This is a genomic window from Inhella proteolytica (assembly GCF_016093275.1).
Lineage (GTDB): Bacteria > Pseudomonadota > Gammaproteobacteria > Burkholderiales > Burkholderiaceae_C > Inhella > Inhella proteolytica.
This window is the reverse complement of the sequence record NZ_JAEDAK010000005.1, coordinates 54,183-80,901: the sequence shown is the minus strand read 5'-3', so window position 1 is coordinate 80,901 and position 26,719 is coordinate 54,183. Positions and strand designations below refer to the sequence as shown.

The window sequence follows — 26,719 nt, the reverse complement described above, 5'->3', positions numbered from 1 at the left end:
AACGTGCTGCGGACCGACTGGCCTGCAGAAATCGGCGCCTGAATGGTTGCCCCGTTTGGTTCCCGTTTGGTTCCCGTTTGGTTGCCGTTCACGCCGCCGCGCCACCGTTCAGCGGCGCGGGCGCTCGTTCATCGCAGGGCCCTGGGCGGAGCGGCCGCGGGTTTGCACCATGCACACCTCGCCACCCAAAACCCCGACACGGAGCCCTGCCATGCACCCCGAACTGAACACCGACGACCTGCACCGCCTGGCCAAGAAGCGCGTCGAACAGAAGATGGGCTTTCTGACGCACCTGCTGGTGTTCGTGCTGGTCAACAGCGGCCTGTACCTGCTGAACCTGCTGCGCGGCGGCGCCGACTGGCAGATCTTCCCGCTCTGGGGCTGGGGCCTGGGCCTGACGATCCACGGCATCGTCACCCTGCTGAGCCTGCAGGGCCAGGACCTGCGCGAGCGCCTGCTGCAGGCCGAGCTGCGCACGCTGCGCGAGCGCGCCGGGCGCTGAGCGTTCAGACGATGGTGTTTTCCACCGCCGGCCCCCGCGTGGTGGCCGGCACGGCCAGGGCCTTGCCGGCCTTGGCGCGCGCCAGGCTGCCGCTGATGGGCAGCACCCAGCGCGCCTGCAGATCGCGCACCAGATCCTCCAGCGCCTGGCGCTGACCGATCTTGGCGGCGTGGCGGCGCAGCACCGACATCGCCATGTCGATCAGCTTGGCATTGCGCGTGGTCTCGCCCTGCTCGGCCAGCAGGTGCACGGCCTGCTCGGGCCGGCCGCGCAGGGACAGGGTCAATGCCTGCTCGGCGATCTCGAACACGCGGTCGTGCGCGCCGCGCAGCAGCTCGGCCACGGTGCGGTCGCCCTCGGCCATGGCCACCAGCACCTCGGTGCTGGCCTTGTTGACGCAGTAGCGCAGCGCCAGGCGCTGCACCACCGCCTCGGCCTCGCCCAGCGGGCCGCCGGCATCCTGCACCCGCCGCCACAGCGCGATCACCAGGCAGCCGGCCTCCAGGTCGGCATCGGGCTGCTCCAGCGCGCGCGCCAGGCGCTGCGCCTGCTCCTGGGCCTCGCCCAGCCGGTTCTCGCGCAGTGCCAGCAGGGCCTGTACGGCCCAGCGCTGGCGCGTCAGGCGCGGCGAGTCGGGATGCTGGAACAGCAGGTGGTCGAAGGTCTCGAGCAGCTGCCGCAGCTTCTTGGTCTCGCCCTCGTCGAAGTGGATCAGGGCCAGCAGCACCAGGCTGAAGTAGTCGAACAGGCGCGAGCGCAGGCCGCTGGCGGCCGCCCCCTCCAGCAGGCGCGTGGCCTCGGCGCGGTGGCCGGCGTAGAAGGCCAGCGTGCCGGCGCGCTGGGCGCGCAGCAGGCAGCCGGGCGTGAGCGCGAGCGCCTGCTGGTAGGTGCGCAGGGCCTCGTCGAGATGGCCTTCGTCCATGTGCACGCGGCCCAGCACGTCCCAGCCGTCGGCGTAGTCGGGCATCTCGCCCACCAGCAGCTCCAGGGTCTGGCGCGCCTGCTGCAGCTGGCCGGCGGCGTACTCGGCGCGCGCCACGCCGAGCTTGGCCCAGGGCACGGTGCGGGCCGCGATGATGGCCTCGTAGAGCTCGCGCGCCTCGGCATTGCGCTTCTGGCGCAGCAGCAGCTCGGCACCGATGCGCGCGGCCGACAGGAAGTACTCGCCGCGCTGTGCAAAGCGCTGCAGGCACAGCGTGCAGGCGCGCTCGTAGTCCTCGGCCGCCATGGCCTCGAAGATCGGGCGCAGCACCTGCTTGCGGTGGCGCGCCTGCTGCAGGCGCTCGGAAAAGCTCGCCAGCGTGTAGGGCTTGAGCAGGTAGACGTCCAGCGCCGCCTCGGCCGCACCGGCCACGGCGGCGTAGCTGGCGTCCGTCGTCACCATGATGAAGACGGTGGACTGCGGCAGCACCTGCTCGCGGCGCAGTTCGTCCAGCAGGGCCTGGCCGCTTTCCTCGTCCTCGCCGAAGTCGTTGTCGCAGACCACGATGTCGTAGCTGGCCGCCTCCAGCGCCAGCCGGGCCTCGCGGCTGCGCATGACGACGCGCACCGTGCCCACCCCCAGCTCGCGCAGATGCGCCACGATCAGCATGCGCGCGTTGTGGTTGGCGTCGATGACCAGCGCCTTGGCCTGCTGAAGACTCTCGAACATGGGCTGGGACTATGGCAGCGCAGGGCGCCGGCGTGCGCGCAGGAATCGGCCAAACGCAGGCGGATGTCGCACGCGCCGCAGGAATCGCACCCACGCACCCACGCGCCCGCACAACCGGTGGGCGGATTGGCGCTAAGGTGCACGGCTCCTCGCGAAGGAGCAAGGCATGGCCGTCAAGCCGCTGATCCTGTTTCACTACCCGCTCTCGCCCTTCTCCGAAAAGATGCGCGCCATGCTGGCCTGGGCCGGCATCCCCTGGCACTCGGTGCGCGTGCGCGAGATGCCGCCGCGGCCGCTGCTGCAGCGCCTGGCCGGCGGCTACCGCAAGGTGCCGGTGGCGCAGATCGGCGCCGATGTGTTCTGCGACACGCGCTGCATCGCCGCCGAGATCGCGCGGCGCACGCGCCGGCCGCTGCTGGCGCTGGAGGCCTGCAGCGCCGAGGCGCAGGCGTTCGCCGCCCGCGCGGACGGCGAGCTCTTCATGGCCTGCGCCCTGAGCGCCAACACCCTGGCCATGGGCCAGCGCGTGCTGCACTCGATGTCCCTGCCCGACCTGGCCCGCTTTGCCTGGGACCGCGTGCAGATTGGCCGCAAGTCCAGCCTGGGTGCGGCACCGCTGCGCCAGCCACGCCAGCGCGTGCGCGCCCATCTGCAGGAGCTGGAGCAGCGCCTGGCCGGGCAGGACTTCCTGTTCGGCAGCGCACCCCAGCACGCCGATTTCTCGGCCTTTCACGGCCTGTGGTTCCTGCACGACCTGGCGCGCGCGCCGCTGCTGGACGGGCACCCGCAGGTACTGGCCTGGATGGCGCGCATCCGCGCCTTCGGCCACGGCCGCTGCACGCCGATGACGGGCGAGCTGGCGCTGGAGTGGGCGCGCACCAGCCAGCCGCGCCGCCTGGAGCCCGGCAGCCGCCTGAGCACGCCACAGCGGGTCGCCATCGGCCCGGCCGACTACGCGCAGGACCAGAGCGAGGGCCTGCTGGTGGCCGCCACGCCCACGCGCTGGGTGCTGGCGCGCGACGAGCCCGGCCTGGGCCGCCTGCACGTGCACTTCCCGCGCGAGGGCTACCGGCTGGTGGCGCTGGACTGAAGGATCTCGACCAGGCGCTGCCCCACCGCCGTGCTGCCCAGCAGCTCGATGTGGCCGAGGCCCTCGAACACATGCTGGTGCGCGGCTGGGAAGTTCAGGCACAGCGCCGGGTTGCGGTGCAGGCCCAGGGCGCTGTTCAGCGGCACCAGGCCGTCGCCCAGCAGCCGGGTCTTGGCGGCGGCGCGCGCGCCCAGGGTGCCGGCCAGCGCGTGGCAGGCCACGCCGGGCGGCAGCGGCACTGTGGCGCGCGGGGCGCGTTCCACCGGGCCGCTGTCGAGCAGGCGGCCATGGCGCAGGTCGGTGATGCCGGCGCTGCGCACCTTGCCCAAGCGCGCCAGGGGCGCGGCGTAGGGGGCGGCACCGAGCAGCAGGTCCACGCCGCGCCCGGCGCGCTCCAGCGGCGCGCCCAGGTGCGGGCTGCCCAGGCAGAGCAGATGGCTGACGGCGCGTGTCCAGGCCGCGCCCTGGGCCTGGTACAGCGCGCTGCGCAGCAGCAAGCCACCCATGCTGTGGCCCAGCAGCACCAGGCGCTGCTGCGGCGCGCGGGCGTGCAGCTGCGCCAGCAGGCCGGCCAGTTCACGCGCATTGGCCGCGATCGGCAGGCCGGTGTTGTAGTGCAGATAGAGCGGCTGCAGGCCCAGGGCCTGGGCGAGCTGGGCGCCGTGGTCCTGTTCGCCCTGCTGCCACTGCAGATCGTTCATGCACAGGCCGTGCACCAGCAGCAGCAGGCCGGTTCCCGCTTGCAGCGGCAGTTCGTCCGGCAGGCCGCGCTGCTTCTGGCCCCCGGCGCGCAGGCGCATGGGGATGGCCAGCGGGTTGGCGCTGCGCTGCAGGTGGTCGCCCAGCACGCCGTTCAGCGCGGCCAGCCAGGCCTCGCGCGGCGGCTGCAGCTCGGGCCCGAGCGCGACCGGCAAGCGGGCCAGCAGCAGGTCCAGGCCCTGGCCCACGCCGCGGGTGACGCCGCGCACCGCGCCGTAGACCTGGCGCGTCAGCCCGGCGGTGCGGCCGCTGGCGCCCGCCGGCAGCAGCGGGGCTGAGGCGATGCGCGCGTGCATGGCCTCGACGATGTCGGTCACGCCCAGCGTGGCCTCGGTCAGCAGGCGCGTCAGGCCCGGCAGGTCCTGCGCATGCAAGGGCAGGGGCTTGGGTGCTCGGGCCATGGAAGCTCCCTCAGGAAACGGGGCGGAGTGTGCACTCAGTGCCCGGCCGCGCGCACGGTGGCCATCCAGTCGTCCAGCGCGCCGTAGTCCAGCACCTGGCCGCCGGTGAGCGCCGGGCCCAAGAGGTAGAGCCGGCCGTTGGCCGCGCCGATGTAGTTCTGCGCCGCCGGGTAGTGGCGCACGTAGTAGCCGCTGAGCAGGAAACTGGGCACGAAGCCGGGGAAGAACTGCGGGTAGAAGCGCTCGGCAAAGCTGAACACGCGGTCGGCGCGGGCATCCACGTTCACCAGCGCGCCCACGGCGTTGCCGCGCGGTGCGCCCAGGCGGTCGTAAGCGGCCTGGCTGGGGTGGGCGATGGCCAGGCCGAGCAGCGGGCTGCCGGCGCGCGGGGCCAGGGCGTCGAGGAGGCTGGCGCTCAGACGCGCGGTGCTGCTGGCCTCCACGCTGCCGCCCACGATGGGCGCGCTGCCACCGGGGAAGCGCGAGGCCGGGCCTTCGCTGAGCGGCGAGCAGGCCGCCAGCGGCAGCGCCTGGCCGCCGTTCCACCAGTAGTTGGCGTTGAAGCTGATGGGGGCCGTGCCTCCGCTCGCGTTCAGCGGGCAGGGCACGACGGCGCCGCCGCCGCGGCCGAAGCTGCCGCCCTCGGCGCTGAAGAGGTTGTTGACGACCGTGAGGTTGGCGTTGCGCAGCACGCGGTTGATGGGCGCCGGGGCATTGGCGCCCACGCCCCAACAGGGGTCGACCGTCACATAGTCCTGCGCGCTCTCGTCCCAGGTCTGGCAGTCGCTGCCGGCGCCGTCCGGCGCGGCCAGCACGCGGCTGTCGTGCGCGCGCAGGGCATCGCCGCCGAACACCTCGCCGCCCGCGCTGGGCGCCTGGTAGGCGGCCGTGAAGACGATGCTGTTGCCCACCGCCACGCAGTCCTGGCAGCCGCTGAACTCCAGCGCGGCCTCGCGCGCGTCGACGATCAGGTTGTTGCGCGCCACGGTGCGCAGGGCCTCGTAATCCCAGCGCCCGTCGGCGCTCATGTAGTAAGTGGCGTCGGTGTCCTCGCCGCCCAGCTCCACCCGGCGCACGCGGTAGAAGGTGTTGCTCTCGTAGAGCACATCCACCGAGCCGCCCTTGGCCTCGATGCCCAGCCCCCCGCCGCTCTGCGCCACCAGGTTGCGGCAGAAGGCGGCGCGGTGCACGCCGACGTTGTCGATGCCGTGCCGCGTGGTCTGGCGCACGCTGCTGTCCAGCACCCAGAGGTCGGTGACCTGGTTGAACTTCATGCCGTCCATGTTCTGGCCCTCGCTGGTCTCGCCATCGCGCTCGTCGCGGCCGAACAGGTTCTGGATCGTCACGCGCCGCACCAGGATGTGGTGGGCGGGCTCGAACTGACCATACACCGCCGTGTTCAGCACGCCGCCCTGGTTGGCATTGCTGCGGCCGTTGCGCGCCGCGCCGGCCACGTGGATGCCGGCGGCTGTCTGCAGCGGCTGCGGGTCGGCGTGCGCGCTGCCACTCCAGGCGCCCACGGTTTCGGGGCCGATGGTCAGGCCCTCGATGGCGAGGTAGGAGACCCCCAGCAGGTTGATGCCATGGCCCAGCACCGTGGCGTTGGGGCGCGGGTCGGTGGCCTGCAACCAGATCGGGCTGCTGGCGCTGCGCAGCAGGCGCTGGGCGTAGATCTCGCTGCCCAGGTTGTCGGCATAGCTGCCCGGCGCCAGGCGGATGCGCACCGGCTGCGTGGGGTGCTGGCTCTGCGCCTGGCGCAGCGCGTCGCGCACGCCGCGCGTGCCCTGGGCCGGGCTGACGTCCAGATTGACCCAGGCGGCTTCGGCGATCGTGTCCACGAAGACCGTGTCGGTGCAAGTGGCAGCGGGGCTGGGGCGGCTCAGAACCAGGCACAGGGCCAGGCCGAAGGCAAGCGCGGGCATCAGACGCATCGGGGCTCCTCCTGCAGGGCGGGGTGGCGGGCCGATGATGGCAGAGGCCGCCCGCGGCGGATGCCACGCAGCGCCCGGCGCCGCCAAAAGTTTTGCGGCCCGCGCGCGCACCCATCCCAGGGGGCAGAGGGCCGCATGGGCCTGCCCACAATCCGCCCGATGACGAACGCCCCTTCCCGCCTGACCCGCCGCCACACCCTTCTCACCCTGCTCGGCCTTTTCAGCCCTGTTGCCCTGGGCCTGAGCGCCTGCAGCAGCGTGCCCCTGCAGGCCGAGCTGCCGGCCGAGCTGGCCGGCGCCATGGCGCTGGAGGTGAGTGGCCGGCAGGGCTGGCTGCCGGACCGCCAGCCGCTGCGCTTTGGCGACTTCCACACCAGCAGCCGCGCCGCGCGCGCCGAGCTGCAGAGGCGCCCCTGCCCGCAGGGCTGCAGCCGCTTCGACATCGGCGTGCTGCACACCCGCTTCGAGAGCCGGCGCGAGCAGGCCCGCCAGAGCCTGCGCTTCCTGCTGCAGGCCCCGGGCGTGGCGCCGCTGGCGGTGTCCGGCTTCCAGGCGCAGGAGCGCGAGCTGCGCGAATGGACCTGGCAGCTGTTCGGTGCGCGCCTGCGCGGCACACAGGGGCGCGAGGTCGAGACCCCCTTCACCGCCACCCTGCAGCCGGAAGGCGCAGCGCCGGCCTGGCGCGTCGTGCTGGGCGACGCGCCGCTGCTCGTCGGCCCGCTGCCACCGCAGCTCGGCTGGGCGGAGAGCGAGGACGGCCAGCGCATCGAGCTGCGCGCCCTGTTCGGCCGCGCCCAGCCCGCGGGCGGCGGCCCGCAGCGTCTGGCACTGGGCTATGTGCTGGAGTCCGAAGGCCGCGCGCTGGCCGCCGTGGCCGTGCAAGGTTTGGGCCAGGGCCGGGTGTGGCTGGCGCCGGAGCTGAGCCCCGAACGGCGCCAGCTCGCGGCGGCGCTCAGCACCTTGCTGCTGCTGCGACCCGGCGGCCTGTAGAGCCTGCGCGGGCTCAGCCCAGTCGCACCGCGCTGACGGCCACGATGCGCCAGTCCTGCCCCTGCGGATCCACCAGATAGAAGCCGTGGAAGCGTTGGGCGGTGGCGGGGTTCGCACCGCCCACCAGCGCCTGCGCGTCCAGCGCGCAATAGGGCCCGGCGGACACCAGCTGGCGCAGGCTCAGCACATGGTCGTCCTCGGCGCCCAGGCTGCCGAACAGCGCGGTGAAGAAGTGCTCCACCTCGGCGCGGCCTGCGGCGCTGGCCAGGGCCGGCTGCAGGCGCAACTGGCCCTGCGGGTGGTAGAGCGCCGCCATGCCGGCGGCGTCACGCGCCTGCCAGCTCGCATCGATGCGCTGCAGCAGGCGTTCGGCGGCCTGACGCCCCTCGGCGCTGTCGCAGGCGGGGGCGGCCAGGGCCGGTTGCAGGGCAGCGGCCAGCAGCATCGCGGCAAGGGGGCGGCGCGGTCGAACGGTCATGGTTTCTATCCTCCTGAATGTTGTGGAGGCGCGAACATAGCCACCGCCGCGCGCACGCGCCAGGCCGTCGCGATGGGTGGCGGGCTCGAGGGCCCCAGTGACGGCAGGCGCTCAGGCGCCGGCGGGCCGCGGCCGCCGGAACACCAGCACATTGCCCAGCATCACCAGGCCCAGGCCCAGCAGGGCGGGCGCCGTCCAGCGGTAGCCCTCCACCCAGCTGGAGACGTTCAGCGCCACCACCGGGAACAGCACCGTGCAGTAGGCGGCGCGCTCCGGGCCCAGGCGGCCGACCAGGGTCAGGTAGGCGGTGAAGCCGATCACCGAACCGGGAATGGCGAGGTAGAGCAGGGCCGCGCCGTAGCGCCAGCCGCTTTCGAACACCAGCGGCAGGCCGGTGAACAGCGCGTAGGCCAGCAGCACCAGGCAGCCCATCAGCATGCCCCAGGCGTTCGTCTGCGCCGGGCGCAGGCCCTGGGCCTGCAGCGCGGCCGAGAGCAGATTGCCGGCCGAGAAGCACAGCGTGCCGGCCAGCGCCCAGGCCAGGCCTTGCAGGCTGGCCCATTCGGCGCGCGCGATCTCCGGCCAGAACAGCAGCAGCAGGCCGGCCAGGCCGAGCAGCCCGCCGCCCAGCACCTGCGGCGCCAGGCGCCGCCCATGCAGCAGGCGCGCCAGCAGGGCGTTCCACAGCGTGGCGCTGGAGAACACCACTGCCACCAGGCCGCTGGCCAGGCTCTGGCTGGCCTGCAGGAAGCAGACGAAGTTCAGGCAGAACAGGCACAGGCCCTGCGCCGCCACCAGCGGCAGGGCGGCGCGCGGCGGCAGGCGCAGCTGGCGCCGCCAGGCCAGCCAGGCAAACAGCACCAGGGCCGCGAGCGCGAAGCGGTAGGCGATGGACAGCGCGATGGGCACGCTGCCGAGCTGCCATTTCAGGGCGATCCAGGTGGTGCCCCAGATCAGCACCACCAGCACATAGAGCAAGGCCGTCATGGCGCCAGCATCGCGGCGCCGCGGCCCGCAAACTTGCACCGGCCTGCGCTTTGCTGGCCCCAGGCCGCCGCGGGCCAGGCGGCCGCCCCTAGCATCCGGCCCATGGAAGCCCCGGCCCGTGTCGATCAAGTGCTGAGCCGTTCGCGCGCGCAGCTGGAGCGCCGCCTGGAGCTGGGCGATGGCATGGCCCTGGCCCTGTGGCGCAATGCCCATGACAGCCCGCGCTACGTGCAGCCCGGGCACCACACGCTCTCGGTCTATCTGCAGGGGGGCCAGGGCACGCGCGCGCTGGGCATGCCGGGCGAGGGCTCGCCGGGCTGCCACTGCGTGTTGCCGGCCGAGCATGAATCGCGCTGGCAGGTGGGCAGCGGCCAGCGCTTCCTGCACCTGTACTGCAGCGGCCTCTCCTGGGCCGAGCGGGTGGTGCGCCTGCTGGATGCCGAGCCGCGCGCCCTCAGCTTGGGCCTGCGCCTGTTCGCGCAGGACGCGACCCTGCGCCACTGGGGTCAGGCCGTGGCCGCGCTGGACTGGGCCGCGCCCGAAGCGCGCCTGCAGGCCGAGGCCCTGGCCCATCAGGCGCTGGACCGCCTGCTGCTGGAAGCCGCCACACCGGCCCAGCGCCAGGGTGCGCAGCGCCCGCGCGGTGGCTTGTCGGCGGCGGCGCGGCGCCAGCTGCTGGCCTTTCTGGAGGCCCATCTGGACGCACCCAACGAGGCCCTGAGCCTGGCCGCGCTGGCGGCGCGGGTGCACCTCTCCGAGTTCCATTTCGCGCGCATGTTCCGCGTCTCGATGGGCTGCTCGGTGCACGAGTGGCTGGCCGCGGCGCGGCGTCGGCGCGCGGTGCAGCTGGTGCGTCAGGGCCGCCTGCCGCTGGCCGAGGTGGCGCGGCGCTGCGGCTACGCCAACCCCAGCCACCTGAGCCGCACGCTGCGCGGCAGCCTGGGCCTGAGCCCGCGCGAGCTGCGCCGCCTGGGCCCGCCCTGAGGGGTTTCAGGCGCGGCGCGCCTGCTGGCGGCGGTACTCGGCCGGGGTCTGCCCGGTCCTTTCCTTGAACACTTTGTAGAAGCTGTTGCGGTTGTTGAAACCGGCGCGGTAGGCGATGTCCGCCACGGTCAGCCCGCCAGCCTGCTGCGCCAGCAGTTGCAGGGCGTCGCGGTGGCGGCAGTCGTTGAGGAATTCGTAGAAGGTGCAGCCCATGTGCACATTGAGCAGCTCGGAGAGCTGGTGCGGGGTGATGTCCATGCGCTCGGCCAGGCGCGGCAGCGAGATTTCGGGGTCGCAGTGCGGGGCCTCGGCCTGCACCAGGGCCTGCAGGCGCTCGCGCAGCGCCTGCGCCAGCGTGGGGCTGAGCTCCACCGCGCGCGGGGGGGCCGGCTTGGGCGCCGGCTCGGCCGGGGCCTCCTGCGCCTCCGGTGGGTCCAGCCAGGCGGGCTGGTGCAGGGCCAGCAGGGCCACTGCATCCACATACAGGGCCAGCACCAGGGCCACGCCCAGCAGCAGGCCTTGTGCGGGCAGCTGGCCGGCCAACAGGGCCAGCCAGGTGGCCAGGTCCACCCCACTGGCCAGCAGCAAGCCGGCGGCCAGGTAGATCAGCCAGTAGAGCCCACTGTTGCGGTGCCCGCGGGCCAGGCGCCGCAGGTGGGCGCGCGCCTGCCAGGCGGCACGCAGCGTCAGGCCCGCGTAGCCCAGCACCTGCAACAGCACCAGGGACACGAGGGCGGGGCTGGCGGCCCAATCCCAACCTGCCAGTGCGCCCAGGGCCGCCAGCGCAAAGGGCAGGAAGTGCAGCGGATGCTGCCAGCGCCCCGGCGGCCACAGCAGCGCCAGGCCGGCACAGCGCCACAGCAGCGGGCCGAAAGTCCAACTGAGCGAATGGCTGAGGATCAAGAGCGCTGGCGCCGCCCAGCCGGGCTGCGCCAGATCGAGATACACGCGCAGCGGCGGCAGCAGCAGCAGCGCCACGAACAGCGCCACCGTGCGCCGCAGCCGCGCATCGCCCCGGCGCGCCAGCAGCAGGCTCAGCGCCGTCCAGGCCCCCAGGCTGACGGAGATCAGGGTGACAGCCTTGAGGGCTTCGGTCATGGGCGCGTGCCGGTCAGCGAGGGAAGGTGTCGAAGGTGCCGTTGAAGCGGATCAGGCCGTTGCCGAAGTCCTGGTACCAGCTGCCCGAGTTGGGCGTGCGGAAGGTGTACACCATCGTGTAGGGCAGGGTGAAGAAGTCGCTGGTCTGCACGGTTTCCTCGACCGCGGTGTTGGCCGAGACCTTGCGGTAGCGGTAGGTGCCCTTGGAGTTCAGATTGCCCGGGCCAAAGCCCTGGAAGACCAGCGTGCCGTCCACCGCGTAGCTCTGCAGCACCAGGCCGGCGGAAGGGTAGCTGCCGGCCGGCAGCTGGGTGGAGCTGGCGCTCTTGATGATCAGCGGCACATGCAGGCCGGCAATGGTGACCGGGGCCAGCTGCTGATCGGCCGGGGCATTGCTGGCCACGCGCGTGAAGCGCCCGCTCAGGCGCGCCTGGCCATTGGGCAGGTCCCAGAGCCAGCGCCCGCTGTGCGTGGTCTCGAACTGGTAGCGCAGCTGCGAGAGCTGGCCGCTGGCGTCCGTGCTCTGTTCGATCACCGTCTGCGGGCCGGCTGGGCGCAGGCGGTAGCTGCCGCTGCTGGTCTGGTGGTTCGGGCCGCCCACGCCGGTGGCGCTCCACTGCTGGGCCGAAAGGTAGCGCCGCACGATCACGCCCTGGCGGGGCTGGGTAGCGGCGGCCGGGCCTTCGACGGCCTCGATCTGCAGGTTCAGCTCGTGGCCGCTCCAGCCGGCGCGCAGGCTGGCTTCGGCCAGCGCGTGTTCGGGCACGGCGGGCACCTGGGCCTGGGCCTGGGCCAGCGGCAGGGCCAGCAGGGCGGCCAGTTGCAGGGCATGGCGGCGGTGGCCGCGCGGGGTGATGCAAGTCATGGAGGGTTCCGGTTGGGTCACAAGGCCGCCCCGATGGCGACGGCAGTCATGCTCTCGACCGACCCCCTCCGAACTGTCCTTCTCGTTCGAAAAGGACAGTGAATCAAGGGTTTGCGTACGCCGCCGTGCGGCTCAGGGCCGCCCGAGGCGCCGCTCGAAGAAGTTCAGCGCGTCGCCGATGGCGCGCGCGCCCTGGCCCGGGTTGGGCTTCAGCGTGACCGCGCCGCCTCGGCCGAAGTGGCTGTAGGGGTCGTTCACCACCACCTCGGGCTCCAGGCGCTCGAAGCCGTGGAAGGCATTGGCATAGGCCTGCACCTGCACCTGCTGGCCCGCGCCGTCCAGCCGCAGTGCCAGCGCCTGGCAGGCGGCGCTGCCCTCGTCGTAGTCGTCCTTCTCGCCGACGCCGATCTGCAGCGGCCCGTACACCTGGTTCAGCTCGTAGCCGGGCACGCGGTTGTAGGCCCAGCACAGCGGGTACATGGCGCGGAAGGCCGCGAAGCGCGGTTCGCCGGCCTGCGGGGCCGTGCGCGCGGCCAGCATCGTCTGCACCCCGCCCCAGGAGAAGCCCAGCACGCCGATGCGGTCGGCGCGCACCTCGGGCCGGCCGGCCAGGTAGCGCAGCGCGCCCCAGACCGAGGGCATGGTCTCGTGCACGGTGCGGGGCCGGTTGCTGGCGCTGACGCCCATGGCCTGCCAGACATCGGCCTCCAGCGTGACGAAGCCGGCCTGGCGCAGGCTGTCTGCATAGCGGGCGGTGCGCGAATCCACGCCCGAGGAGCCGTGCAGGATCAGCACCGCCGGCGCGGGCAGCACCTTGGGCAGCAGCAGGCGACCGCCCACCGCGGCGGGCAGATTGGGCACGGGCAGGGCCGGCGCCACCGGCGCGAAGCTCACGTAATGGTGGTTGCCCTGGGCAAACCATTCATTCAGCACCCGCGGGCCGGCATGCGCCGTCGCGCTGTCGGGTTCGGCCAGGGCCGGGGCGGCCAGCAGGGTTGCCAGCAGGGGCAGGGAGGGCAGGAGTCGGGAGGGCTTCATCGCGCACTTGGGCTGGTGAGGTTCATCCAGGAGCCGGCCCCGGAGGGGCGGCGGCTGACGGAGGCGGCACCTTAGCGAGCTTCGGCCCCCCGGGGTGTGAGCAGCTGTTTCACCCGTGCGCCTAGGCTCGCAGCACGCCGGTCATGGGGTTCAGCGCCTGGCTTGCCGACCGGTTCGCACGGCGAGCCCCAAGGCGCGCGCTACTCGATCAGCGCCACCACCACCAGCGGCAGCGCGGCCACGCGCAGCTGAGTGCCTTCGGCCAGGCGCTCCCAGCGCAGTGGCACCACCGCATGCTCGCGGTCGCTCTCGCCCGGGTAAAGCGGGCCGGGGCTGGCGGCCAGGGGGATGGACGGATCGGCCGGCTGCAGGCTCAGGCCCGGGTTGGTGCCGCGCGCGAAGGCCAGGCTCACGCCCACGCAGCGCTTGCCCTCCAAGCGGCCGGGCTCGATCTGTTGCTGCACGGCCAGCACCTGGGCGCAGGCGGCACGCAGTTCGCTCAGCGCGTACAGGCCGTCGGGCCGGGGGCTGATGGACACGCGCACGCGAAAGGCAAAGGCACTGGCGGGGCGGTTCAGGCGCAGCGCGGCGTTGTCGTCGAAGGCGGACTTGAGCAGCGGCACCTGGGCGTGCAGCGCGGCATCCAGCGGCAGCTCCAGCGCGGTGCGCGCGCCCTGCAGGCTCAGGCGCAGGCCTTCGGTGGCCGTGCCGGGTGTGCGCGGCTGCACCTGCAGGCGTTGCTGGATGAGGTGCTTGGGCGTGCCCAGCTTGTCGAAGCGCACCAGCGCGCGGTAGGCCTCGCGGTAGCTCCACCAGGCGCCCTCCTCCGCGCCCTGCGCAGGGCTCTGCAAGGGGGCTGCCAGGCAGACCACCGCAAGAGCCAGGGTGCGCAGGAGGGACTTCATGCGGCGACGCTCAGAACCGGTAGACCAGCGCGGTGGACAGGCTGGTGGCGCCGGCGCGCTCCACCAGGGGGCTGCGTGCAGCGGGGCCCTGCAGGCGCTTGTACTCAAGGGCCGTGCTCAGCACCCAGTCGGGTTGCAGCAGCCAGTTCCAGCGCAGTTGCGCGCGCAGTTCCTGCAGGCCGCCGCCGGGGCGGTAGACCGGGTTGCGGCTGCGCGCGGATTCCGGCTCGGTGACGCCGAAGTAGCGCTGCGTGAAGCGGGCATTGGCCCAGCTCAGGCCGGCCGAGGCCGTCAGGCTGTGCTGGGGGCTGCGCAGGGGCAGCAGCCACTGCAGGTCGGCGCCCCAGCGCAGGCCGCCGCTGCAGGCGCCGGTGCCACCGAGCAGGCTTTGCGTGAAGCGCCAGGACGCCGCGGCCCGCAGATTGAAGAAGCCGCCCAGCTCCACGCAGGCATCGACATCGTCCATGCCCAGCAGGCGGTTGCCGCGCGGGCCCACGGCGATGCCGGGGTCGATGGCGGTGGTGTTCAGGGGGCCCAGCGAATCGGCAAACCAGCTGCGCCCTTCGCTGCCGCGCGGCGGCTGCAGGTTCAGCAGCGGCCCCCATTCGGCGCGCGGCCAGGCGGGGGCGAGTGAGTCGCCCAGGTGCCAGCCGGCCTGCAGGCCGGAGATGAACAGACCGTTGCTCCAGCTCGCCTGCACCAGGGCCTCGGCACGCAGGCGTTGTTCGTGCGCGCCCTCGTAGCGCGGGCGGTAGCCGGCGCCCAGGCCCAGGAAGACGTCCTGGCTGCCTTCGGGCATGGGTTCAAACACGGGCGCCTGCGCGGCAGCCCCGCCGCACAGGCTGAGCAGGGTGAGAGCGGAGAGGAGTGGCTTCATGGGCTGGGGGCGGCCACCACGCGGGGCGGGGGCCGCAGGCACCCCCAACGCCGTCATGCGCAGGCCGGGCCATTCTCCCCAGTGCCCCTCGAGGCGCCTGCCTGAGTTCGTCCTGGAATTGTCATGAATTTGTCCGGGCCCCCAGGCACAGCAGGGGGCCTTCCTAGAATTTCGGGAAGGAGACGAGCGATGTGGCGCGTGATGCTGGTGGAAGACGATGAGCGGCTGGCCAGCCTCGTGAGCGAGTACCTGGGCGGCTACGAGTTCCAGGTCGACGTGGTGCCGCGCGGCGACTTGGCGCTGGCGCATTTCCAAGCCACCGAGCCGCAGCTGGTGGTGCTGGACCTGAGCCTGCCCGGCGTCGACGGCCTTGTGGTGTGCCGGCAGATCCGCGAGCGCAGCGCGGTGCCCATCCTGATCCTGACCGCGCGCGAGGACGCCTTCGACGAGGTCTCCGGCCTGGAGCAGGGCGCGGACGATTTCGTCAACAAGCCGGTGCAGCCGCGCGTGCTACTGGCGCGGCTGCGCGCGCTGGCGCGGCGGGGGGGAGCGGCCGTGCCGGCCGGCGCGTCGAGCGACTTGGTGATCGGCCGGCTGCGCATCTCGCGCGAGAACCATGCGGTGTACTGGGGCGAGGAAGCTGTGGCGCTGAACCAGCCCGAGTACAAGCTGCTGCTGGCGCTGAGCGAGGCGGCCGGCCAGGTGATGAGCCGCAACGACCTGCTGCTGCGCATGCGCGGGCTGGAGTTCGACGGGCTGGACCGCTCGATCGACAACGGCGTTTCGCGCCTGCGCCGCAAGTTCGACGACGCGCGCGGCGAGAAGATCAAGACGGTCTGGGGCGAGGGCTATCTGCTGAGCCCGTCGGCCTGGGAATGAAGCCCCGATGAACCGCCTGTTCTGGCGGCTCCTGCCCCTCACGCTGCTGGCCCTGCTGGCCGCCAGCGCGGTGCTGTACGTCCTGTTCAGCCGCCTGTATGGCGACCCGCTGGAGGACATTGCGCGGCGCCAGGCAGCCGCGCAGCTCTTCGTGCTGGAGCACTACATCGACGCCGCCCCGCGCGATGAATGGCTGGAGCGCCTGAACAAGGTGCGCGAGGTCTCGCCGCAGCGCTACGAGCTGCTGCCCTTGGACGAGGCCCTGCGGGGCCTGAGCCGCGCGCAGCAAGAGCGCCTGCAAGCGGGTGCGGTGGTGCTGGACGTGGCTGGGCGCCGCCTGCTGCGCCGCGTGGACCTGCAGGGCGAGCGCTATGTGGACAGCGAGCGCGAGGTGCTGCGCATCAGCGGCCTGCCGATCGACGTGGCGCAGGCGCTGCGCCAGGAGGCGCTGCGCTGGGGCGTGGTGGCGCTCTTCCTGCTGGTGCCGCTGGCGCTGTGGTCGCGCCTGCACTGGCGTGGGCTGCTGGCGCTCTCCCGCACGGCCGAGGCCTGGGGCGCGGGCCATTTGAGCGCGCGCGCCGAAACCCCCGCCAGCACCAGTCTGCAGCCGCTGGCCCAGGGCATGAACCAGATGGCCGAGCGCCTGGCCGCGTTGCTCGAAGGACGGCGGCACCTGCTGCACGCGGTCTCGCACGAGCTGCGCACGCCCATCGCCCGCATGGGCTTCGACCTGGAGCTGCTGCGCGACACCGACAGCCCGGCCGCGCGCGGCGCGCGCATCGACGCCCTGGAGCGCGACCTCGCCGCCCTGCAGGCCTTGGTGACGGAGCTGCTGAGCTACAGCAAGCTGGAACAGACCCAGCTGCAGCGTGAGCCCTTTGACATCGAGGACCTGCTGCGCCAATGCCTGGGTGCCCAGGAGCTGGAGGGCACGGCACGCGCGCTGCAGGTGCAGATCGCACCCGACATCGGCCGCATGTGCGGCGACGCGCACCTGGTGGCGCGCGTGGTGGGCAATCTGCTCGGCAACGCCCTGAAGTACGCCCGCCACGAGGTGCGCTTCAGCGCCCGCACCCTGCCCGCCGGGCAGTGGGAGCTGCGCGTGGAAGACGATGGCCCCGGCATCCCCGAGGCCGAGCGCCAGCGCGTGTTCGAACCCTTCGTCCGTCTGCCGCAGACCGGCAGCCTGCCGGGCCATGGCCTGGGCCTGGCGATCGCCGCACGCGGCGTGGCCCTGCATGGGGGGGCCATCCAGATTGAAAAAAGCGCCCTCGGGGGCGCTTGCTTGGTGGTGCGCTGGCCGCGCGGCGGCCAGACTTGAATGCAGCCGACGTGGCGGGCGGGGTCCAGCCCCGCCCGCCCGCGGGCCTACTTCTCCTCCACCAACTCTTTCACCACCAGGGGCAGTTCGCTCTTGGGCACCACCAGCAGCCACACCGGGTTCCACACATAGGCCGCGCACATCACCCCGGGCGGGGCCGGGCGGGTCTGCACCGTCACCTGCAGGCTGCCGTTCACCGGCGCCACGTCCAGCACATCCGCCGAGGCGCAGGGGTTCAGCGCGGGCCAGACGATGGCCAGCACCATGTGGCGCTCGAAGTCGATGACGTCGTCCGACTGCGGCTCGGCCGGCACCAGGCGCGACTTCTTCCACTCGGCCCAGGCGGCCTCGCTGCGGATCACCGTCTGCTCGGGCTTCAGGCCGGCGGGCTGCAGCGGCAGCGCGATGTGGCTCAGGCTCTGGAAGGACGCCACGCGCACCGTGAAGCTCAGGTTCACGTTCGGGAAGTCGTCGCGCTGCACGCGCAGCGTGTAGACCCCGGGCTTGGCCGGCGCGGTGTACTCACCGTCCAGGGTGATGCTGCCGCCGTCGGCATCCAGCACCTTCCAGCTCACCGGCGGGCGGATGTAGGCGTAGCCGGGCTGGTAATTGAAGCGGGCATGGAACCAGTGCTTCTGGCCGGGCATCAGCACCACGGCGGAATCGCTCGGCTCGATGGCCAGGCGCGGCTCGAAGGCCGTGACCTGCACGGTGATGGTGGCGCTGACCTGCGCGAAGTCGTCGCGCTGCACCTTCAGGTGGTAGGTGCCGGCCTGGTTGGGCGCGGTGTAGGTCCAGCCCTGGCCTTCATTGCGCAGCGTGCCGCCGTCGGTTTCCACCACGCTCCAGCTCAGCGGCGGGCGGATGTAGCGCACATTGGGCGGGTAGTTCAGATCGGCCACCAGGGGCAGGGACTCACCCACGCTCAGGCTCAAGGTGCTGCTGCGCACGTACAGCTCGGGCTTGAAGGGCTGCGGGTCGGGCAGCGGGCCCTTGGTGGCCAGCAGCTGGTTCAGGGCGGCGAACTTGTCGGCCGGCAGGCGCTCCTGCAGGCGGTCCAGCACCTGGTCATGCGGGTCGCTCGAGGCCGCGCCGGGCTGCGCCGCCTTCAGCGGGCTGCGCACGAAGCTGGCAATGCCGCTCGCGTCCACCGTGCCGTTGAGCAGGCTCACCACCTGGCTCTGCGCGGCGGCCAGCGCATCGGGCTTGAGGCTGGCGGCCAGCTGGGGCGAGAAGCCGTCGAACACCTGCGCGGCGGGCAGCTGCGCGGCGCGCGTCAGCAGCAGCTCGGTCAGCGGGGTGATGTTGGCCACGGCGGTGTTGCCCTGGTCCTGCGTGACGGTGTGCAGTTGCAGGCCGGCGGCATTGCGCACGCGCAGCACGCAGGGCAGCTGGGCCCCGGTGAGCTGCAGGCTGTAGCTGCCGTCGGCGGCCGTCTGGGTCTGGCCGGTACCGGCCAGGCATTTGGCCTGCACGGTGGCATTGCCCAGTGCGGTGCCCACGGCGGCGGTGCCGCTGATGGCCAGCGGCCGCGAGACCGCGGGGGCGCCGGCTTCGGCCGCGCCACCACCGCCACAGGCGGCCAGCAGGGCCGCACTGCCGCCCAGCGCCAGGCCGGCGGCCCAGCGCGAAAGCAAGGGGAATTGCATAGGGGTTGCTCCACAAGAGGGGCGTCTAGGCGCCCCGTTCAAGCCTCCCTCGTGGAGCAGTCAAGCCGCATCCCGAGGACTGGCCGGAATCCTATGAAGCGTGCCCTTCCCAGGCATCCGCGGACTGTCGGGGATTTGTCTTGAATTTGTAGCGACGTGCGCCGGCCTCAAAGACCCATGCGCTCGGTCTCGGCCCAGGCCGTTTCCAGGGCGGGCAGCTCCAGCGCCGCGCTGCGCTCCTGCGCCAGCGTCTGGTCGTACAGCAGCTCCGCGGGCGGCGGTGCCCAACTCACCGAGGGCAGGGTCTCGGAGAACGCAAAGCTCATGGACAGGGCGTGGCGGCTGTCGTCGGCGCTGGAACGGGCAAGCAGGCGATGGGGCATGGTGGCTTTTCTGAGGGGTGTTGCAAGAGCGGCGCAAGGCTATCCAGCACCTTCGGTGGGCGCCATACGGGGCCACCCCGCGCGGCGTGAAGCGGATCACGGCGGGCCTCGATTGCTGTGCCTCCGGCAGCGGCACGGACAATGCCGGCCCATGGACAACGAACACGACGAACCGGCGCTGGTGCAGGAACCGCGCCGCTGGCGCGACAAGGGCTGGACGGCCCAGGTCATCAAGAACGAGGACGACGAGGGCTGGGCCGTGGCGATGTACCTGGACGGCCAGTCCGAGCCCGCGCTGGTGGGCCCCTGGACCATGGGGCGCGACAAGAAGAACCCCAAGCCGCTGGACAGCAGCGCCTTCAACACCCTCGTGAAGACCGCCAGCGAGGTGATCCAGCGTCACGAGCAGCAGCTGCGCGCGCAGCTGCACAAATCGCTCTACGTGGCGCAGGACGGCGAGTGGCTGAAGGTGAGCCTGGAGATCGTGCCGCTGGAGGACGAGCCCTACGCGCTGCTGCGCGCCGAGGACGCGGCCGGCAAGCAGCTGGCCGAGCAGCGCGTACCGGCCGAGTTCCGCTTCACCAAGGCCGCGGCCGAGGCCTGGGTGGCGAGCGGGTTCGAGCGGCCACGCTGAAGCCGCTGCCCTACAAGCGCCCGCGCAGCCAGGCCTCCAACTCCGCCGCCGGCATCGGCCGGGCCAGGCCGTAGCCCTGGTAGGCGTCGCAGCCCAGCTCGCGCAGCACCTGGGCCTGGGCCTCGGTTTCCACGCCTTCAGCCACCAGTTGGAGCCGGCAACCGCGCGCCATGGTCACCATCGCGGCCACCAGGGCGCGGTCTTCGGGGCGCTCGGCCAGTTCGTGGACGAAGCTGCGGTCGATCTTCAGCTCCGAGATGGGCAGGCGGCGCAGATAGCCGAGGCAGGAATAGCCGGTGCCGAAGTCGTCGATGGACACGCCCACGCCGAGCGCGCGCAGCTGGCTGAGCGGCTCCACGGCGCGGCGGTCCTGGCGCTCGTCCAGCATCAGGCGCTCGGTCACCTCCAGCGTCAGGGCCGAGGGCGGCAGGCCGGTCTGCGCCAGCAGGCGCAGCACCTGGTCCTGCAGATCGCCATGCAGCAAACGCGGCGGGGAGAGGTTCACCGCCAGGCTGGGTAGGGCCAGGCCCTGGGCGTGCCAGCGCGCCAGCTGCCGCAGGGCGGCGTCCAGCACCCACGCGTCAAGCGCCACGATCAGGCCGCATTCCTCGGCCACGGGGATGAAGCGGTCCGGCGGGATCAGGCCGCGCTGCGGGTGGGGCCAGCGCAGCAGCACCTCGGCGCCGAGCACGCGGCCATCCTGCAGGCTGCATTGCGGCTGGAAGTGCAGCACGAAGCCACCGCGGGCCAGGGCCTCGCGCAGCTCGCCCTCCATCCAGGCCTTTTCCTGCAGGGCCTGCGCCTGCTCCGCGCTGAAGCCGCGCGCGGTGTTGCGCCCGCTGAGCTTGGCGGCGTTGAGTGCGATGTCGGCGTGCTTGAGCAGGGCGTCAAGCGTGTGGCCATCCTGCGGGAACAGGCTGAAGCCCACGCTCAGGCCCAGGCGCAGCTGCTGGCCGCGTTCCAGCACCAGGGGCTCGGCCGCCAGCGCGCACAGGCGCAGGGCCTCACGCTCGGCGGCGGCGCGGTCCGCGCCGGGCAGCAGTACGACGAACTCGTCATCGCCCAGGCGCGCCAGGGTGTCCAGGCCCGGCAGGGCCTGCGCCAGCCGCGCGCCGATGCGGCGCAGCACCTCGTTGCCCACCGCATGGCCCTGCAGCTCGTTGACGGCCTTGAAGCGGTCCAGGTCCATCAGCAGCAGCGCGCCGCCAGTGCCCGCGGCGGCCTGAACCTGCAGCAGGGCCTCGGCGCGCTGCGTGAAGCGCGCGCGATTGGGCAGGCCGGTGATGTCGTCGCCATAGGCCAGCTGCTGGATGCGGCGCTCGCGCTCGTCGTGCAGCAGGGCCACGCGCACCATCTGGCTGCAGGCCTGCACCAGGTGGCGGTGGGAATCGGCCACCGGCGCTTCCTCGCGGTAGTACAACGCGAAGGTGGCGCCGACGCGCCGCTCCACATCCGTCAGCACCGGGGTGGACCAGCAGGCGGCCAGGCCGAAGGACAAAGCCAAGTCACGGTAGGGGGCCCAGAGCGGATCGGTGGCGATCGAGCGCACATCCACCGGCTCGCGGCGCCAGGCGGCCGTGCCGCAGCTGCCCGCCACGGGTCCGATCGGCAGGCCTTCCAGCGCCTGCGTGTAGGCCACTGGCAGGCTGGGGCCGGCCAGGGGGTGCACATGGCCCTGGGCATCCACCGCCAGCACGCTGCACATCAGCTCGGGCGCAAGCGCCTCCACCTCGCGGCACAGCAGGTCCATCACGGCGCGCAGGGGCTCGCCACTGGCCACCGCGCCCAGCACGGCGCGCTGCAGCGCGTCGATGGCCAGGCGCTCGGCTGCTGGCAGGCTGCCCAACAGGCTGAGCATGCACAGGCCGTCGGGCGCCGGGTCGGCCTGCACCTGCACCACGAGGGGTTCGCCGCCCGGCGCGCCGAGCTCCAGCGACAGCACGTCGGCAAAGCCCTCGGCCTTCCAGCGCGCCCAGCGCGCGGGGGTCAATACGGGCAACAGCTGCTCCAGGCGCTCGGGCCGGGCCTCGCCCAGCCAGCCGCGCAGCGTGGCATTGAACGAGAGCAGCTGCCCGTCCGCGCCCACCCAGGCCAGGCCGACTTCGCGATGCAAGGTCTCGCGCGCGCTCATCTCCCCTCCGCTCTGCGCTGCTTCCCTGGGAACCAAACCGGGGCCTGAAGGGGCAGCGGGGCTCAGGATAGCGCGCCCCTTCGCCGCTTCAGACCCATCATCAGACGGGCTTGCCCACCCCCCGGCAGCGCCGGATGGCCTGGTCCAGCGGCACGGCCAGCTGGCGCGGGTCGGACTTCGCCAGGTAGAAGCCGGAACGCCGCGGCTTGCCCTCGCTCAGCTGGTAGCCGGCGGGCCAGATGGCATTCATGTCCTCGAACAGCGAGCGCGGCAGGATGACGGCATCCACCATGTCGCGCAGCAGCAGCTTGGCGAGTTCCTCATAGGTCACGGCGCCCACCACGCGGGCGTAGCCCTGGCCCTGGTGGTCGTCGTGCTGGGGTGAGCCCAGACGGGCCCCCAGGCGCAGGCGTTTGTCCTGCACCTGGATGGGCTTGAGCGAGACCCAGACGTCGGGGTTGTCCCAGCCGGGTTCGCTTTGCAGCAGGCGGGCGGCGCGCTCCTCGTTGAAGCCCATCGGGAAGGCCAGGTCGAGCTGCTGCTCCGCCACCATCTGCAGCACGCGCCGCGTGGGGTAGGCGGACCAGACGATGCGCACATTCAGGGCCTGCTCGACGCATTGCAGCAGCGCGGCCTTCTGTGGCGACTCGACGCGCAGCTCGCCCTGCGGCCCCAGCGCATAGCCGGGCAGGCCTTCGGGGGTGCCGCCGCGCAGCAGGGTCTGGCCGGCGGCCGGGTCCATCAGCGCCGCCAACAGGGCGCCGCACCCCCACCAGGAAACACGCATGCCAAGCTCCGCTCGCGCGGCTCAGGCCGCCGCTCTGTGTCTCCCCGTCGCCCGGTTGTACCCAAGGCGGCACCGGGCGCACAACGGGGGAAGCGCGAAGGGCGCCCTACAGCGCCAGCTCCTTGTGCACATTGGGCAGGCCGGTGGCCGGCCCGCGCGTCTGGCCGCTGAGCGCGCAGTCGAACAGCTTGACGACCCAGTCGATGAACACGCGCAGGCGCGCAGGCACATGGCGGTTGGGCGGGTAGACGAGGTAGAGCGGCGAAACGCCGGCCGACCACTCGGGCAGCACGATCTGCAGGCTGCCGGCCGCCACATAGGGGGCGGCCATGAAGGCGCCGGTGCGCGCGATGCCCAGCCCCGCCAGGCCGGCAGCCAGCATGGCCGAGCTGTCGTTCACCGCGATGCCGGACTTGGGGTGCACCTCCACGCGTTCCTTGCCGCGCTCCATCACGTAGGTGAGCCGCTCGCTGCCATGCGCGAAGTAGCTGATCACCCGGTGCGTCTCGTCCTCCAGATCGGAGGGGTGCTGGGGCATGCCGTGGCGCCGCAGGTACTCGGGCGAGGCGCAGGCCACGCGGCGGATCTCGCCCAGGCGCCGCGCGATCAGCGAGGGGTCGGTGATGGTGCCGCCGCGGATCGCGCAATCCACCCGCTCGGCTACCAAGTCCACCACGCGGTCGCTGATGCCCAGGTCGATCTGGATGTCGGGGTACTGGGCACAGAACTCGTGCAGCGCCGGCAGCAGCACCAGGGTGGCGGCGGGCGAGGGCACGTCCACGCGCAGGCGGCCGCGCGGGTGGGCCTTGGCGTGGGAGAGGCTGGACTCCAGCTCCTCCACATCGTCCAGCACGCTCACCGCGCGCTCGTAATAGGCGGCGCCCTCGGCGGTGGCGGTGACGCGACGCGTGGTGCGGTTCAGCAGCAGGGTGCGCAGCTCCTGCTCCAGGGCCTGCACCTGCCGCGTCACCTGCGCCTTGGGCACGCCCAGGGCCTCGGCGGCGCGGGTGAAGCTGCCGGCCTCGACCACGCGCACGAAGGCCCTCATTGCGCTGAACTTGTCCACGTTCGCTCCGGTACGGGGGCGCTAGGCCCCAGGGAGATCGATTGTGCGAGCGCCCGGGTCAGGGCCCGAACAGGACCCGATCAGGGCGCGGTCGCGGTCAGCGTCTCGCCGCGCCGCTGGGCGATGGCCTGCACGCGCACCGCGAACTCGGGCGACTGACGCAGCGCGCGGTAGCGCGCCAGCGCGGCGCGGTAGCGCTCGCCGCGGAACATCTGCAGATCGTCCTGCTCGATGGCGCCCAGGCCCGAGCGCTGGTAGATCTCCAGATCGGCCAGCACCTCGGCACGGCTGAGCGCCTGCGCCTCGCTGCTGCTCTGCGCCATGGCGGCACCGGTGCCCAGCAGGGCGGTGGCAAGAACAAGGATGCGGGGGATGGACATGGGAACTCCTGACTTCGACTGTTGGGACACCCGGCCGCCGTAAGGCCCTGGCCTGGGTGAGTGGTTGAAATTCTGGAGATCGCGGCGTTGCAGAAAAAGACGGCAGGCTGCAACCCGTTGTTGCCGGGAACGCAACAAAAGCGAGACCCGCGCGCCGGTGCGAAGCTGCGCGGCCGGCGTGGTGAGAATGCGCGGCCCCGCGTCGGCACGGCGCGGGCTGTCTGTCTGCATCTCCAAGGAACACCGATGTCGAGCTATGTCGAGGGCGCGCTGGTCAAGGGCGAAACCATCCTGCACGAAGGCCACCTCAGCCTGTGGGGGCTGGCGCACCTGATTGCGCTGGGCCTCATCACGCTGCCGCTGTTTGGCCTGGGCCTGGTGTTCCTGGTGGCGGCCTACATCCGCTACAAGTCCACCGAGCTGGCGGTCACGACCAAGCGCATCATCGTCAAGCACGGCTTCATCAGCCGGCAGACGATCGAGATCAATCTGAACAAGGCCGAGAGCATCCAGGTCGATCAGGGCGTGCTGGGCCGCCTGTTCGACTTCGGCACCCTCGTCATCTCAGGTACCGGCACCTCCCACGCGCCGCTGACCGGCATCGCCGAGCCGATGGCCTTTCGCAAGGCCTTCATCGAGGCGCAGGACAGCGGCAGCCGGCGCGAGGGCTGAGCGGGTTCACGCAGCCGGGCGCGGGCTGCGTGACTTTCTTGGCATTCGCGCGCACCCGCCCGCCTGCAGATCGGGGGGTGTCCGCCCGGTGCCGGGCCCGCAGGGCATGGAAAAGTGTCAGCAAACGTCAAGGCCGGGCGGGATGCCGCTGCCGACACGCTTCACCCCCTGTTTGCCCCCTCTTGTTGCGGAAACTCCATGCGTCAACTTGCCCTCGCCAGCCTTTTCTCCCTTGCCGCGTTCGCCGCGCAGGCCAACCCCGTCAACCTGGTGGCCAATGGCGACTTCCAGACCGGCAACTTCAGCGGCTGGACGAAGTCGGGCAACACCAGCCTCAGCGACATCATCGCCAACACGGTGACCTCCAACCACAGCTACGTCTGGCGCGTCGGTGCCACCGGCTCGGCCGCCGTCATCAGCCAGTTCCTCAGCACGGTGGCCGGTGAGATGTACACGCTGGAGTTCGACCTCTACAACACCGCCACCAGCGGCGCCGTGGCATTCACGGCCAGCTTCGACGGCGACCTGGTGTTCAGCACCGCCAATCTCGCCTACAACTGGACGCACTTCACCTTCACCGACCTGGTGGCGGACAGCGACAGCACCAAGCTGTCCTTCAGCGGCCGCAACGACCCGTCCTTCTACCGCCTGGACAACGTGCGCGTCACCCTGCAGCAGGCCGCCAACGCCGTGCCCGAGCCCGCCGCCCTGGCGTTGGCCCTGGTGGGCCTGGGCCTGATGGCCGGCGTCGCGCGCCGTCAGCGCGGCTGAGTCGCCGCCTGCAGCTGCTGCAGCACCCAGGCCTGCACGGCGGCGCCGTCGTGCATCCGGCCCGGGTAGCGGCGCTGCGGCACAAAGGGCTGCTGCGCCGCCTGCTCGCTCACGAAGTAGGCCGCGGGCAGGCGCAGCGTGCCCTGGCCGCTGGGTAGGGGCAGGGGTGCAATCTCGCCGTAGGGCGAGTAGCCCACCGTGGCCTCGCCCAGCACCAGGGTGTCTGCCGGGCCCTGCAGCATCTGCAGCAAGGCCATGCAGGAGCTGAAGCAGCCGCGGTCGATCAGCGCCGCCAAGCGCGGGCCGCCGGGGCGCTGGCGCAGCTGGGCGCGCAGCGCGTCACGGGCAGCGGGCGGCGCCACCGGGCTCAGCGTGGCCACGCGCTCGCCGCGTTGCTGGGCGGCCTCCAGCGCCTGCAGGGCCTCGCGCACCTGGCCCTGCACCTCGGCGGGCAGGTCCGTGCGCGCGGCAAGCCCGCGCAGCATCTGCACGGCGTCCGGATGCACCACGACCTGCTTGCCGTTGTAGGGCAGCTCAGCCAAGCGGCCGCCGTAGGCCTCCCCATACAAGGCCTTCAACGCCCGGCCGCCGGGGCTGGAGGCGCCGCCGCCATTGCCGCGCAGGTCGAACACCACCCACTGCGCCCTCGGGCCCTGCTCGGCCAGCTGCGCGATCAGCGTGTCCAGCGCCTGCGCGGTCTTGGGGTCGCCCAGGTTCAGGCTGCCGATGGCGGCCCACAGCACACCCGGCGCCGGCTGCGTCAGCCCGATGGGCAGGGGTGTGAAGCCGGTCTGCGCGAGCGCGCGATCCAGCCGCTCCTCGGGCCAGCTGGCGCTGAAGGGCCGCGCCGGCAGCGACCACTCACGCAGCGGGCCGTCGGCCAGGCGGAAGCGGCAGCGCCCGGGGGCCCAGCCGAGGTCGTTGTCGAACATCACGCGGCGGGCCAGCTGGCTCAGGCCGCTGGGCTGCTCCAGTCCCTCGGTGACGCCGGGCGCCACCTGGGCCTTCAGGTAGCTGCCGATCCACACGCCGTCGCAGTCCAGCAGTTCGCTGCCCACCGGCGGCAGGTCGGCATCGGGTTCGGTGTGCACGACCTCGAATCGGCCCTCGGCCGCGTCGATCAGCAGGCCGTTCCAGCCCTTGAGCTTGCCCACCGTCTGCAGGCCCAGATGCGGGTCGCCAAAGCCGGCCACGAAGCGGCGCAGCAGCGCACGGTGGTCTGCGGCGCTGTGCACCCGGGGCAGGTCGGCACGCGCATGGCGCAGGCCGCGCTCCAGCTGGTTCAGGATGTGCGCATGCCCGAGCACCGCTCCGGCATGCCGCTCGGCAATCGCCTGGGCCGCGAAATCCAGATCGATGCGCGCCTGTTCGCGCCAGTCGGGCTCGGCGGCCGTGGCGTGGAGGGCAAGCCCGAGCAGGGCCAGGGTGGCGAGGGGTTTGGCAAGCAGCATGGCGGAAAGGGGTCGGAAGCCGAGCCGGCATCGTCGGCG

General features: G+C 72.3%; 26 protein-coding genes. 9 read left to right on the top strand and 17 right to left on the bottom strand.

Annotated elements, in window-relative coordinates; all coding sequences use genetic code 11:
- The first annotated feature begins 211 nt into the window (after positions 1–211).
- On the top strand, positions 212–502 hold the full coding sequence (locus I7X39_RS08800; RefSeq protein ID WP_198110723.1) for a 2TM domain-containing protein: 291 nt from the start codon (positions 212–214) through the stop codon (positions 500–502).
- A 4-nt stretch (positions 503–506) separates the two neighbouring features.
- On the opposite strand, the gene I7X39_RS08795 is transcribed toward I7X39_RS08800, so the two are convergent.
- A complete protein-coding gene (locus I7X39_RS08795; RefSeq protein ID WP_198110722.1) occupies positions 507–2,153 on the bottom strand; it encodes a response regulator in 1,647 nt (548 codons plus the stop codon).
- 166 nt (positions 2,154–2,319) lie between these two features.
- On the opposite strand from I7X39_RS08795, the gene I7X39_RS08790 reads away from it, so the two are divergent.
- Positions 2,320–3,243: a glutathione S-transferase family protein gene (locus I7X39_RS08790; protein WP_198110720.1), complete on the top strand. Its 924-nt coding sequence runs from the start codon at positions 2,320–2,322 to the stop codon at positions 3,241–3,243.
- On the opposite strand, the gene I7X39_RS08785 is transcribed toward I7X39_RS08790, so the two are convergent.
- Both I7X39_RS08785 and I7X39_RS08780 read right to left on the bottom strand, forming a co-directional pair.
- Positions 3,219–4,403 carry a lipase family alpha/beta hydrolase gene (locus tag I7X39_RS08785; RefSeq protein WP_198110718.1) on the bottom strand — a complete coding sequence of 395 codons (1,185 nt, stop codon included), beginning with the start codon at positions 4,401–4,403 and terminating at the stop codon, positions 3,219–3,221. The genes I7X39_RS08790 and I7X39_RS08785 overlap by 25 nt on opposite strands.
- 35 nt (positions 4,404–4,438) lie before the next feature.
- On the bottom strand, positions 4,439–6,334 hold the full coding sequence (locus I7X39_RS08780; protein ID WP_198110716.1) for a hypothetical protein: 1,896 nt from the start codon (positions 6,332–6,334) through the stop codon (positions 4,439–4,441).
- A 159-nt stretch (positions 6,335–6,493) separates the two neighbouring features.
- Here I7X39_RS08780 and I7X39_RS08775 point away from each other — a divergent pair, with 159 nt between their 5' ends.
- Complete coding sequence (locus tag I7X39_RS08775; RefSeq protein WP_198110714.1) at positions 6,494–7,324, top strand: hypothetical protein; 831 nt, start codon at positions 6,494–6,496, stop codon at positions 7,322–7,324.
- A gap of 13 nt (positions 7,325–7,337) precedes the next feature.
- Here the strand turns inward: I7X39_RS08775 and I7X39_RS08770 are convergent, their stop codons facing one another.
- On the bottom strand, positions 7,338–7,802 hold the full coding sequence (locus I7X39_RS08770; protein WP_198110712.1) for a Cif family virulence factor: 465 nt from the start codon (positions 7,800–7,802) through the stop codon (positions 7,338–7,340).
- 111 nt (positions 7,803–7,913) lie between these two features.
- Positions 7,914–8,789: a DMT family transporter gene (locus tag I7X39_RS08765; protein WP_198110711.1), complete on the bottom strand. Its 876-nt coding sequence runs from the start codon at positions 8,787–8,789 to the stop codon at positions 7,914–7,916.
- A 102-nt stretch (positions 8,790–8,891) separates the two neighbouring features.
- Here I7X39_RS08765 and I7X39_RS08760 point away from each other — a divergent pair, with 102 nt between their 5' ends.
- Complete coding sequence (locus tag I7X39_RS08760) at positions 8,892–9,773, top strand: helix-turn-helix domain-containing protein (protein WP_198110709.1); 882 nt, start codon at positions 8,892–8,894, stop codon at positions 9,771–9,773.
- Between the two features lie 6 nt (positions 9,774–9,779).
- Here I7X39_RS08760 and I7X39_RS08755 read toward each other — a convergent pair whose 3' ends face one another.
- The 5 genes from I7X39_RS08755 to I7X39_RS08735 form a co-directional block, all read right to left on the bottom strand.
- The gene (locus tag I7X39_RS08755) at positions 9,780–10,871 is read right to left on the bottom strand and encodes a helix-turn-helix transcriptional regulator (protein ID WP_198110707.1); all 1,092 of its coding nucleotides are present in this window, start codon (positions 10,869–10,871) and stop codon (positions 9,780–9,782) included.
- A gap of 13 nt (positions 10,872–10,884) precedes the next feature.
- The gene (locus I7X39_RS08750) at positions 10,885–11,736 is read right to left on the bottom strand and encodes a hypothetical protein (protein WP_198110705.1); all 852 of its coding nucleotides are present in this window, start codon (positions 11,734–11,736) and stop codon (positions 10,885–10,887) included.
- Positions 11,737–11,868: 132 nt separating this feature from the next.
- Complete coding sequence (locus I7X39_RS08745; RefSeq protein WP_198110703.1) at positions 11,869–12,774, bottom strand: dienelactone hydrolase family protein; 906 nt, start codon at positions 12,772–12,774, stop codon at positions 11,869–11,871.
- A gap of 200 nt (positions 12,775–12,974) precedes the next feature.
- Positions 12,975–13,679, bottom strand: a complete 705-nt coding sequence (locus I7X39_RS08740; protein ID WP_198110701.1) for a hypothetical protein — start codon at positions 13,677–13,679, stop codon at positions 12,975–12,977.
- A gap of 10 nt (positions 13,680–13,689) precedes the next feature.
- Positions 13,690–14,556, bottom strand: coding sequence for a MipA/OmpV family protein (locus I7X39_RS08735; RefSeq protein WP_198110699.1), 867 nt, complete (start codon positions 14,554–14,556; stop codon positions 13,690–13,692).
- Between the two features lie 189 nt (positions 14,557–14,745).
- Here I7X39_RS08735 and I7X39_RS08730 point away from each other — a divergent pair, with 189 nt between their 5' ends.
- Positions 14,746–15,435 (top strand): response regulator, encoded by a 690-nt coding sequence (locus I7X39_RS08730; RefSeq protein ID WP_232351839.1) that lies wholly within the window; start codon positions 14,746–14,748, stop codon positions 15,433–15,435.
- A 7-nt stretch (positions 15,436–15,442) separates the two neighbouring features.
- Positions 15,443–16,756, top strand: a complete 1,314-nt coding sequence (locus I7X39_RS08725) for an ATP-binding protein (protein ID WP_198110697.1) — start codon at positions 15,443–15,445, stop codon at positions 16,754–16,756.
- A 47-nt stretch (positions 16,757–16,803) separates the two neighbouring features.
- Here I7X39_RS08725 and I7X39_RS08720 read toward each other — a convergent pair whose 3' ends face one another.
- The gene (locus I7X39_RS08720) at positions 16,804–18,405 is read right to left on the bottom strand and encodes a hypothetical protein (protein WP_198110695.1); all 1,602 of its coding nucleotides are present in this window, start codon (positions 18,403–18,405) and stop codon (positions 16,804–16,806) included.
- A 167-nt stretch (positions 18,406–18,572) separates the two neighbouring features.
- Entirely contained in the window at positions 18,573–18,788 is a 216-nt protein-coding gene (locus I7X39_RS08715) for a hypothetical protein (RefSeq protein WP_198110693.1), read from the bottom strand.
- A 151-nt stretch (positions 18,789–18,939) separates the two neighbouring features.
- On the opposite strand from I7X39_RS08715, the gene I7X39_RS08710 reads away from it, so the two are divergent.
- Entirely contained in the window at positions 18,940–19,422 is a 483-nt protein-coding gene (locus I7X39_RS08710; RefSeq protein ID WP_198110691.1) for a hypothetical protein, read from the top strand.
- Between the two features lie 10 nt (positions 19,423–19,432).
- Here I7X39_RS08710 and I7X39_RS08705 read toward each other — a convergent pair whose 3' ends face one another.
- The 4 genes from I7X39_RS08705 to I7X39_RS08690 all read right to left on the bottom strand — a co-directional run bounded on the left by I7X39_RS08705 (position 19,433) and on the right by I7X39_RS08690 (position 23,786).
- On the bottom strand, positions 19,433–21,553 hold the full coding sequence (locus I7X39_RS08705) for a putative bifunctional diguanylate cyclase/phosphodiesterase (protein ID WP_198110690.1): 2,121 nt from the start codon (positions 21,551–21,553) through the stop codon (positions 19,433–19,435).
- A gap of 100 nt (positions 21,554–21,653) precedes the next feature.
- Positions 21,654–22,340 (bottom strand): transporter substrate-binding domain-containing protein, encoded by a 687-nt coding sequence (locus I7X39_RS08700; RefSeq protein WP_198110688.1) that lies wholly within the window; start codon positions 22,338–22,340, stop codon positions 21,654–21,656.
- 106 nt (positions 22,341–22,446) lie between these two features.
- On the bottom strand, positions 22,447–23,388 hold the full coding sequence (locus tag I7X39_RS08695; protein ID WP_232351838.1) for a LysR family transcriptional regulator: 942 nt from the start codon (positions 23,386–23,388) through the stop codon (positions 22,447–22,449).
- Positions 23,389–23,486: 98 nt separating this feature from the next.
- A complete protein-coding gene (locus I7X39_RS08690; RefSeq protein ID WP_198110685.1) occupies positions 23,487–23,786 on the bottom strand; it encodes a DUF4148 domain-containing protein in 300 nt (99 codons plus the stop codon).
- A gap of 246 nt (positions 23,787–24,032) precedes the next feature.
- On the opposite strand from I7X39_RS08690, the gene I7X39_RS08685 reads away from it, so the two are divergent.
- Positions 24,033–24,458, top strand: coding sequence for a PH domain-containing protein (locus I7X39_RS08685; RefSeq protein WP_198110683.1), 426 nt, complete (start codon positions 24,033–24,035; stop codon positions 24,456–24,458).
- A gap of 198 nt (positions 24,459–24,656) precedes the next feature.
- Positions 24,657–25,229, top strand: a complete 573-nt coding sequence (locus I7X39_RS08680) for a PEP-CTERM sorting domain-containing protein (protein ID WP_198110681.1) — start codon at positions 24,657–24,659, stop codon at positions 25,227–25,229.
- Here the strand turns inward: I7X39_RS08680 and I7X39_RS08675 are convergent.
- A complete protein-coding gene (locus I7X39_RS08675; RefSeq protein ID WP_198110679.1) occupies positions 25,217–26,680 on the bottom strand; it encodes a S41 family peptidase in 1,464 nt (487 codons plus the stop codon). The genes I7X39_RS08680 and I7X39_RS08675 overlap by 13 nt on opposite strands.
- Between the last annotated feature and the right edge of the window lie 39 nt (positions 26,681–26,719).

Excerpts from the sequence above, each read along its gene's own strand:
- I7X39_RS08770 (WP_198110712.1), bottom strand. The coding sequence starts at position 7,802 with ATGACCGTTCGACCGCGCCGCCCCCTTGCCGCGATGCTGCTGGCCGCT.
- I7X39_RS08700 (WP_198110688.1), bottom strand. The coding sequence starts at position 22,340 with ATGCGTGTTTCCTGGTGGGGGTGCGGCGCCCTGTTGGCGGCGCTGATG.
- I7X39_RS08755 (WP_198110707.1), bottom strand. The coding sequence starts at position 10,871 with ATGACCGAAGCCCTCAAGGCTGTCACCCTGATCTCCGTCAGCCTGGGG.
- I7X39_RS08690 (WP_198110685.1), bottom strand. The coding sequence starts at position 23,786 with ATGTCCATCCCCCGCATCCTTGTTCTTGCCACCGCCCTGCTGGGCACC.
- I7X39_RS08795 (WP_198110722.1), bottom strand. The coding sequence starts at position 2,153 with ATGTTCGAGAGTCTTCAGCAGGCCAAGGCGCTGGTCATCGACGCCAAC.
- I7X39_RS08740 (WP_198110701.1), bottom strand. The coding sequence starts at position 13,679 with ATGAAGTCCCTCCTGCGCACCCTGGCTCTTGCGGTGGTCTGCCTGGCA.
- I7X39_RS08775 (WP_198110714.1), top strand. The coding sequence starts at position 6,494 with ATGACGAACGCCCCTTCCCGCCTGACCCGCCGCCACACCCTTCTCACC.
- I7X39_RS08680 (WP_198110681.1), top strand. The coding sequence starts at position 24,657 with ATGCGTCAACTTGCCCTCGCCAGCCTTTTCTCCCTTGCCGCGTTCGCC.
- I7X39_RS08790 (WP_198110720.1), top strand. The coding sequence starts at position 2,320 with ATGGCCGTCAAGCCGCTGATCCTGTTTCACTACCCGCTCTCGCCCTTC.
- I7X39_RS08800 (WP_198110723.1), top strand. The coding sequence starts at position 212 with ATGCACCCCGAACTGAACACCGACGACCTGCACCGCCTGGCCAAGAAG.
- I7X39_RS08760 (WP_198110709.1), top strand. The coding sequence starts at position 8,892 with ATGGAAGCCCCGGCCCGTGTCGATCAAGTGCTGAGCCGTTCGCGCGCG.
- I7X39_RS08725 (WP_198110697.1), top strand. The coding sequence starts at position 15,443 with ATGAACCGCCTGTTCTGGCGGCTCCTGCCCCTCACGCTGCTGGCCCTG.
- I7X39_RS08745 (WP_198110703.1), bottom strand. The coding sequence starts at position 12,774 with ATGAAGCCCTCCCGACTCCTGCCCTCCCTGCCCCTGCTGGCAACCCTG.
- I7X39_RS08730 (WP_232351839.1), top strand. The coding sequence starts at position 14,746 with ATGTGGCGCGTGATGCTGGTGGAAGACGATGAGCGGCTGGCCAGCCTC.
- I7X39_RS08710 (WP_198110691.1), top strand. The coding sequence starts at position 18,940 with ATGGACAACGAACACGACGAACCGGCGCTGGTGCAGGAACCGCGCCGC.
- I7X39_RS08705 (WP_198110690.1), bottom strand. The coding sequence starts at position 21,553 with ATGAGCGCGCGCGAGACCTTGCATCGCGAAGTCGGCCTGGCCTGGGTG.
- I7X39_RS08720 (WP_198110695.1), bottom strand. The coding sequence starts at position 18,405 with ATGCAATTCCCCTTGCTTTCGCGCTGGGCCGCCGGCCTGGCGCTGGGC.
- I7X39_RS08780 (WP_198110716.1), bottom strand. The coding sequence starts at position 6,334 with ATGCGTCTGATGCCCGCGCTTGCCTTCGGCCTGGCCCTGTGCCTGGTT.
- I7X39_RS08685 (WP_198110683.1), top strand. The coding sequence starts at position 24,033 with ATGTCGAGCTATGTCGAGGGCGCGCTGGTCAAGGGCGAAACCATCCTG.
- I7X39_RS08715 (WP_198110693.1), bottom strand. The coding sequence starts at position 18,788 with ATGCCCCATCGCCTGCTTGCCCGTTCCAGCGCCGACGACAGCCGCCAC.
- I7X39_RS08675 (WP_198110679.1), bottom strand. The coding sequence starts at position 26,680 with ATGCTGCTTGCCAAACCCCTCGCCACCCTGGCCCTGCTCGGGCTTGCC.
- I7X39_RS08735 (WP_198110699.1), bottom strand. The coding sequence starts at position 14,556 with ATGAAGCCACTCCTCTCCGCTCTCACCCTGCTCAGCCTGTGCGGCGGG.
- I7X39_RS08695 (WP_232351838.1), bottom strand. The coding sequence starts at position 23,388 with ATGAGGGCCTTCGTGCGCGTGGTCGAGGCCGGCAGCTTCACCCGCGCC.
- I7X39_RS08785 (WP_198110718.1), bottom strand. The coding sequence starts at position 4,403 with ATGGCCCGAGCACCCAAGCCCCTGCCCTTGCATGCGCAGGACCTGCCG.
- I7X39_RS08765 (WP_198110711.1), bottom strand. The coding sequence starts at position 8,789 with ATGACGGCCTTGCTCTATGTGCTGGTGGTGCTGATCTGGGGCACCACC.
- I7X39_RS08750 (WP_198110705.1), bottom strand. The coding sequence starts at position 11,736 with ATGACTTGCATCACCCCGCGCGGCCACCGCCGCCATGCCCTGCAACTG.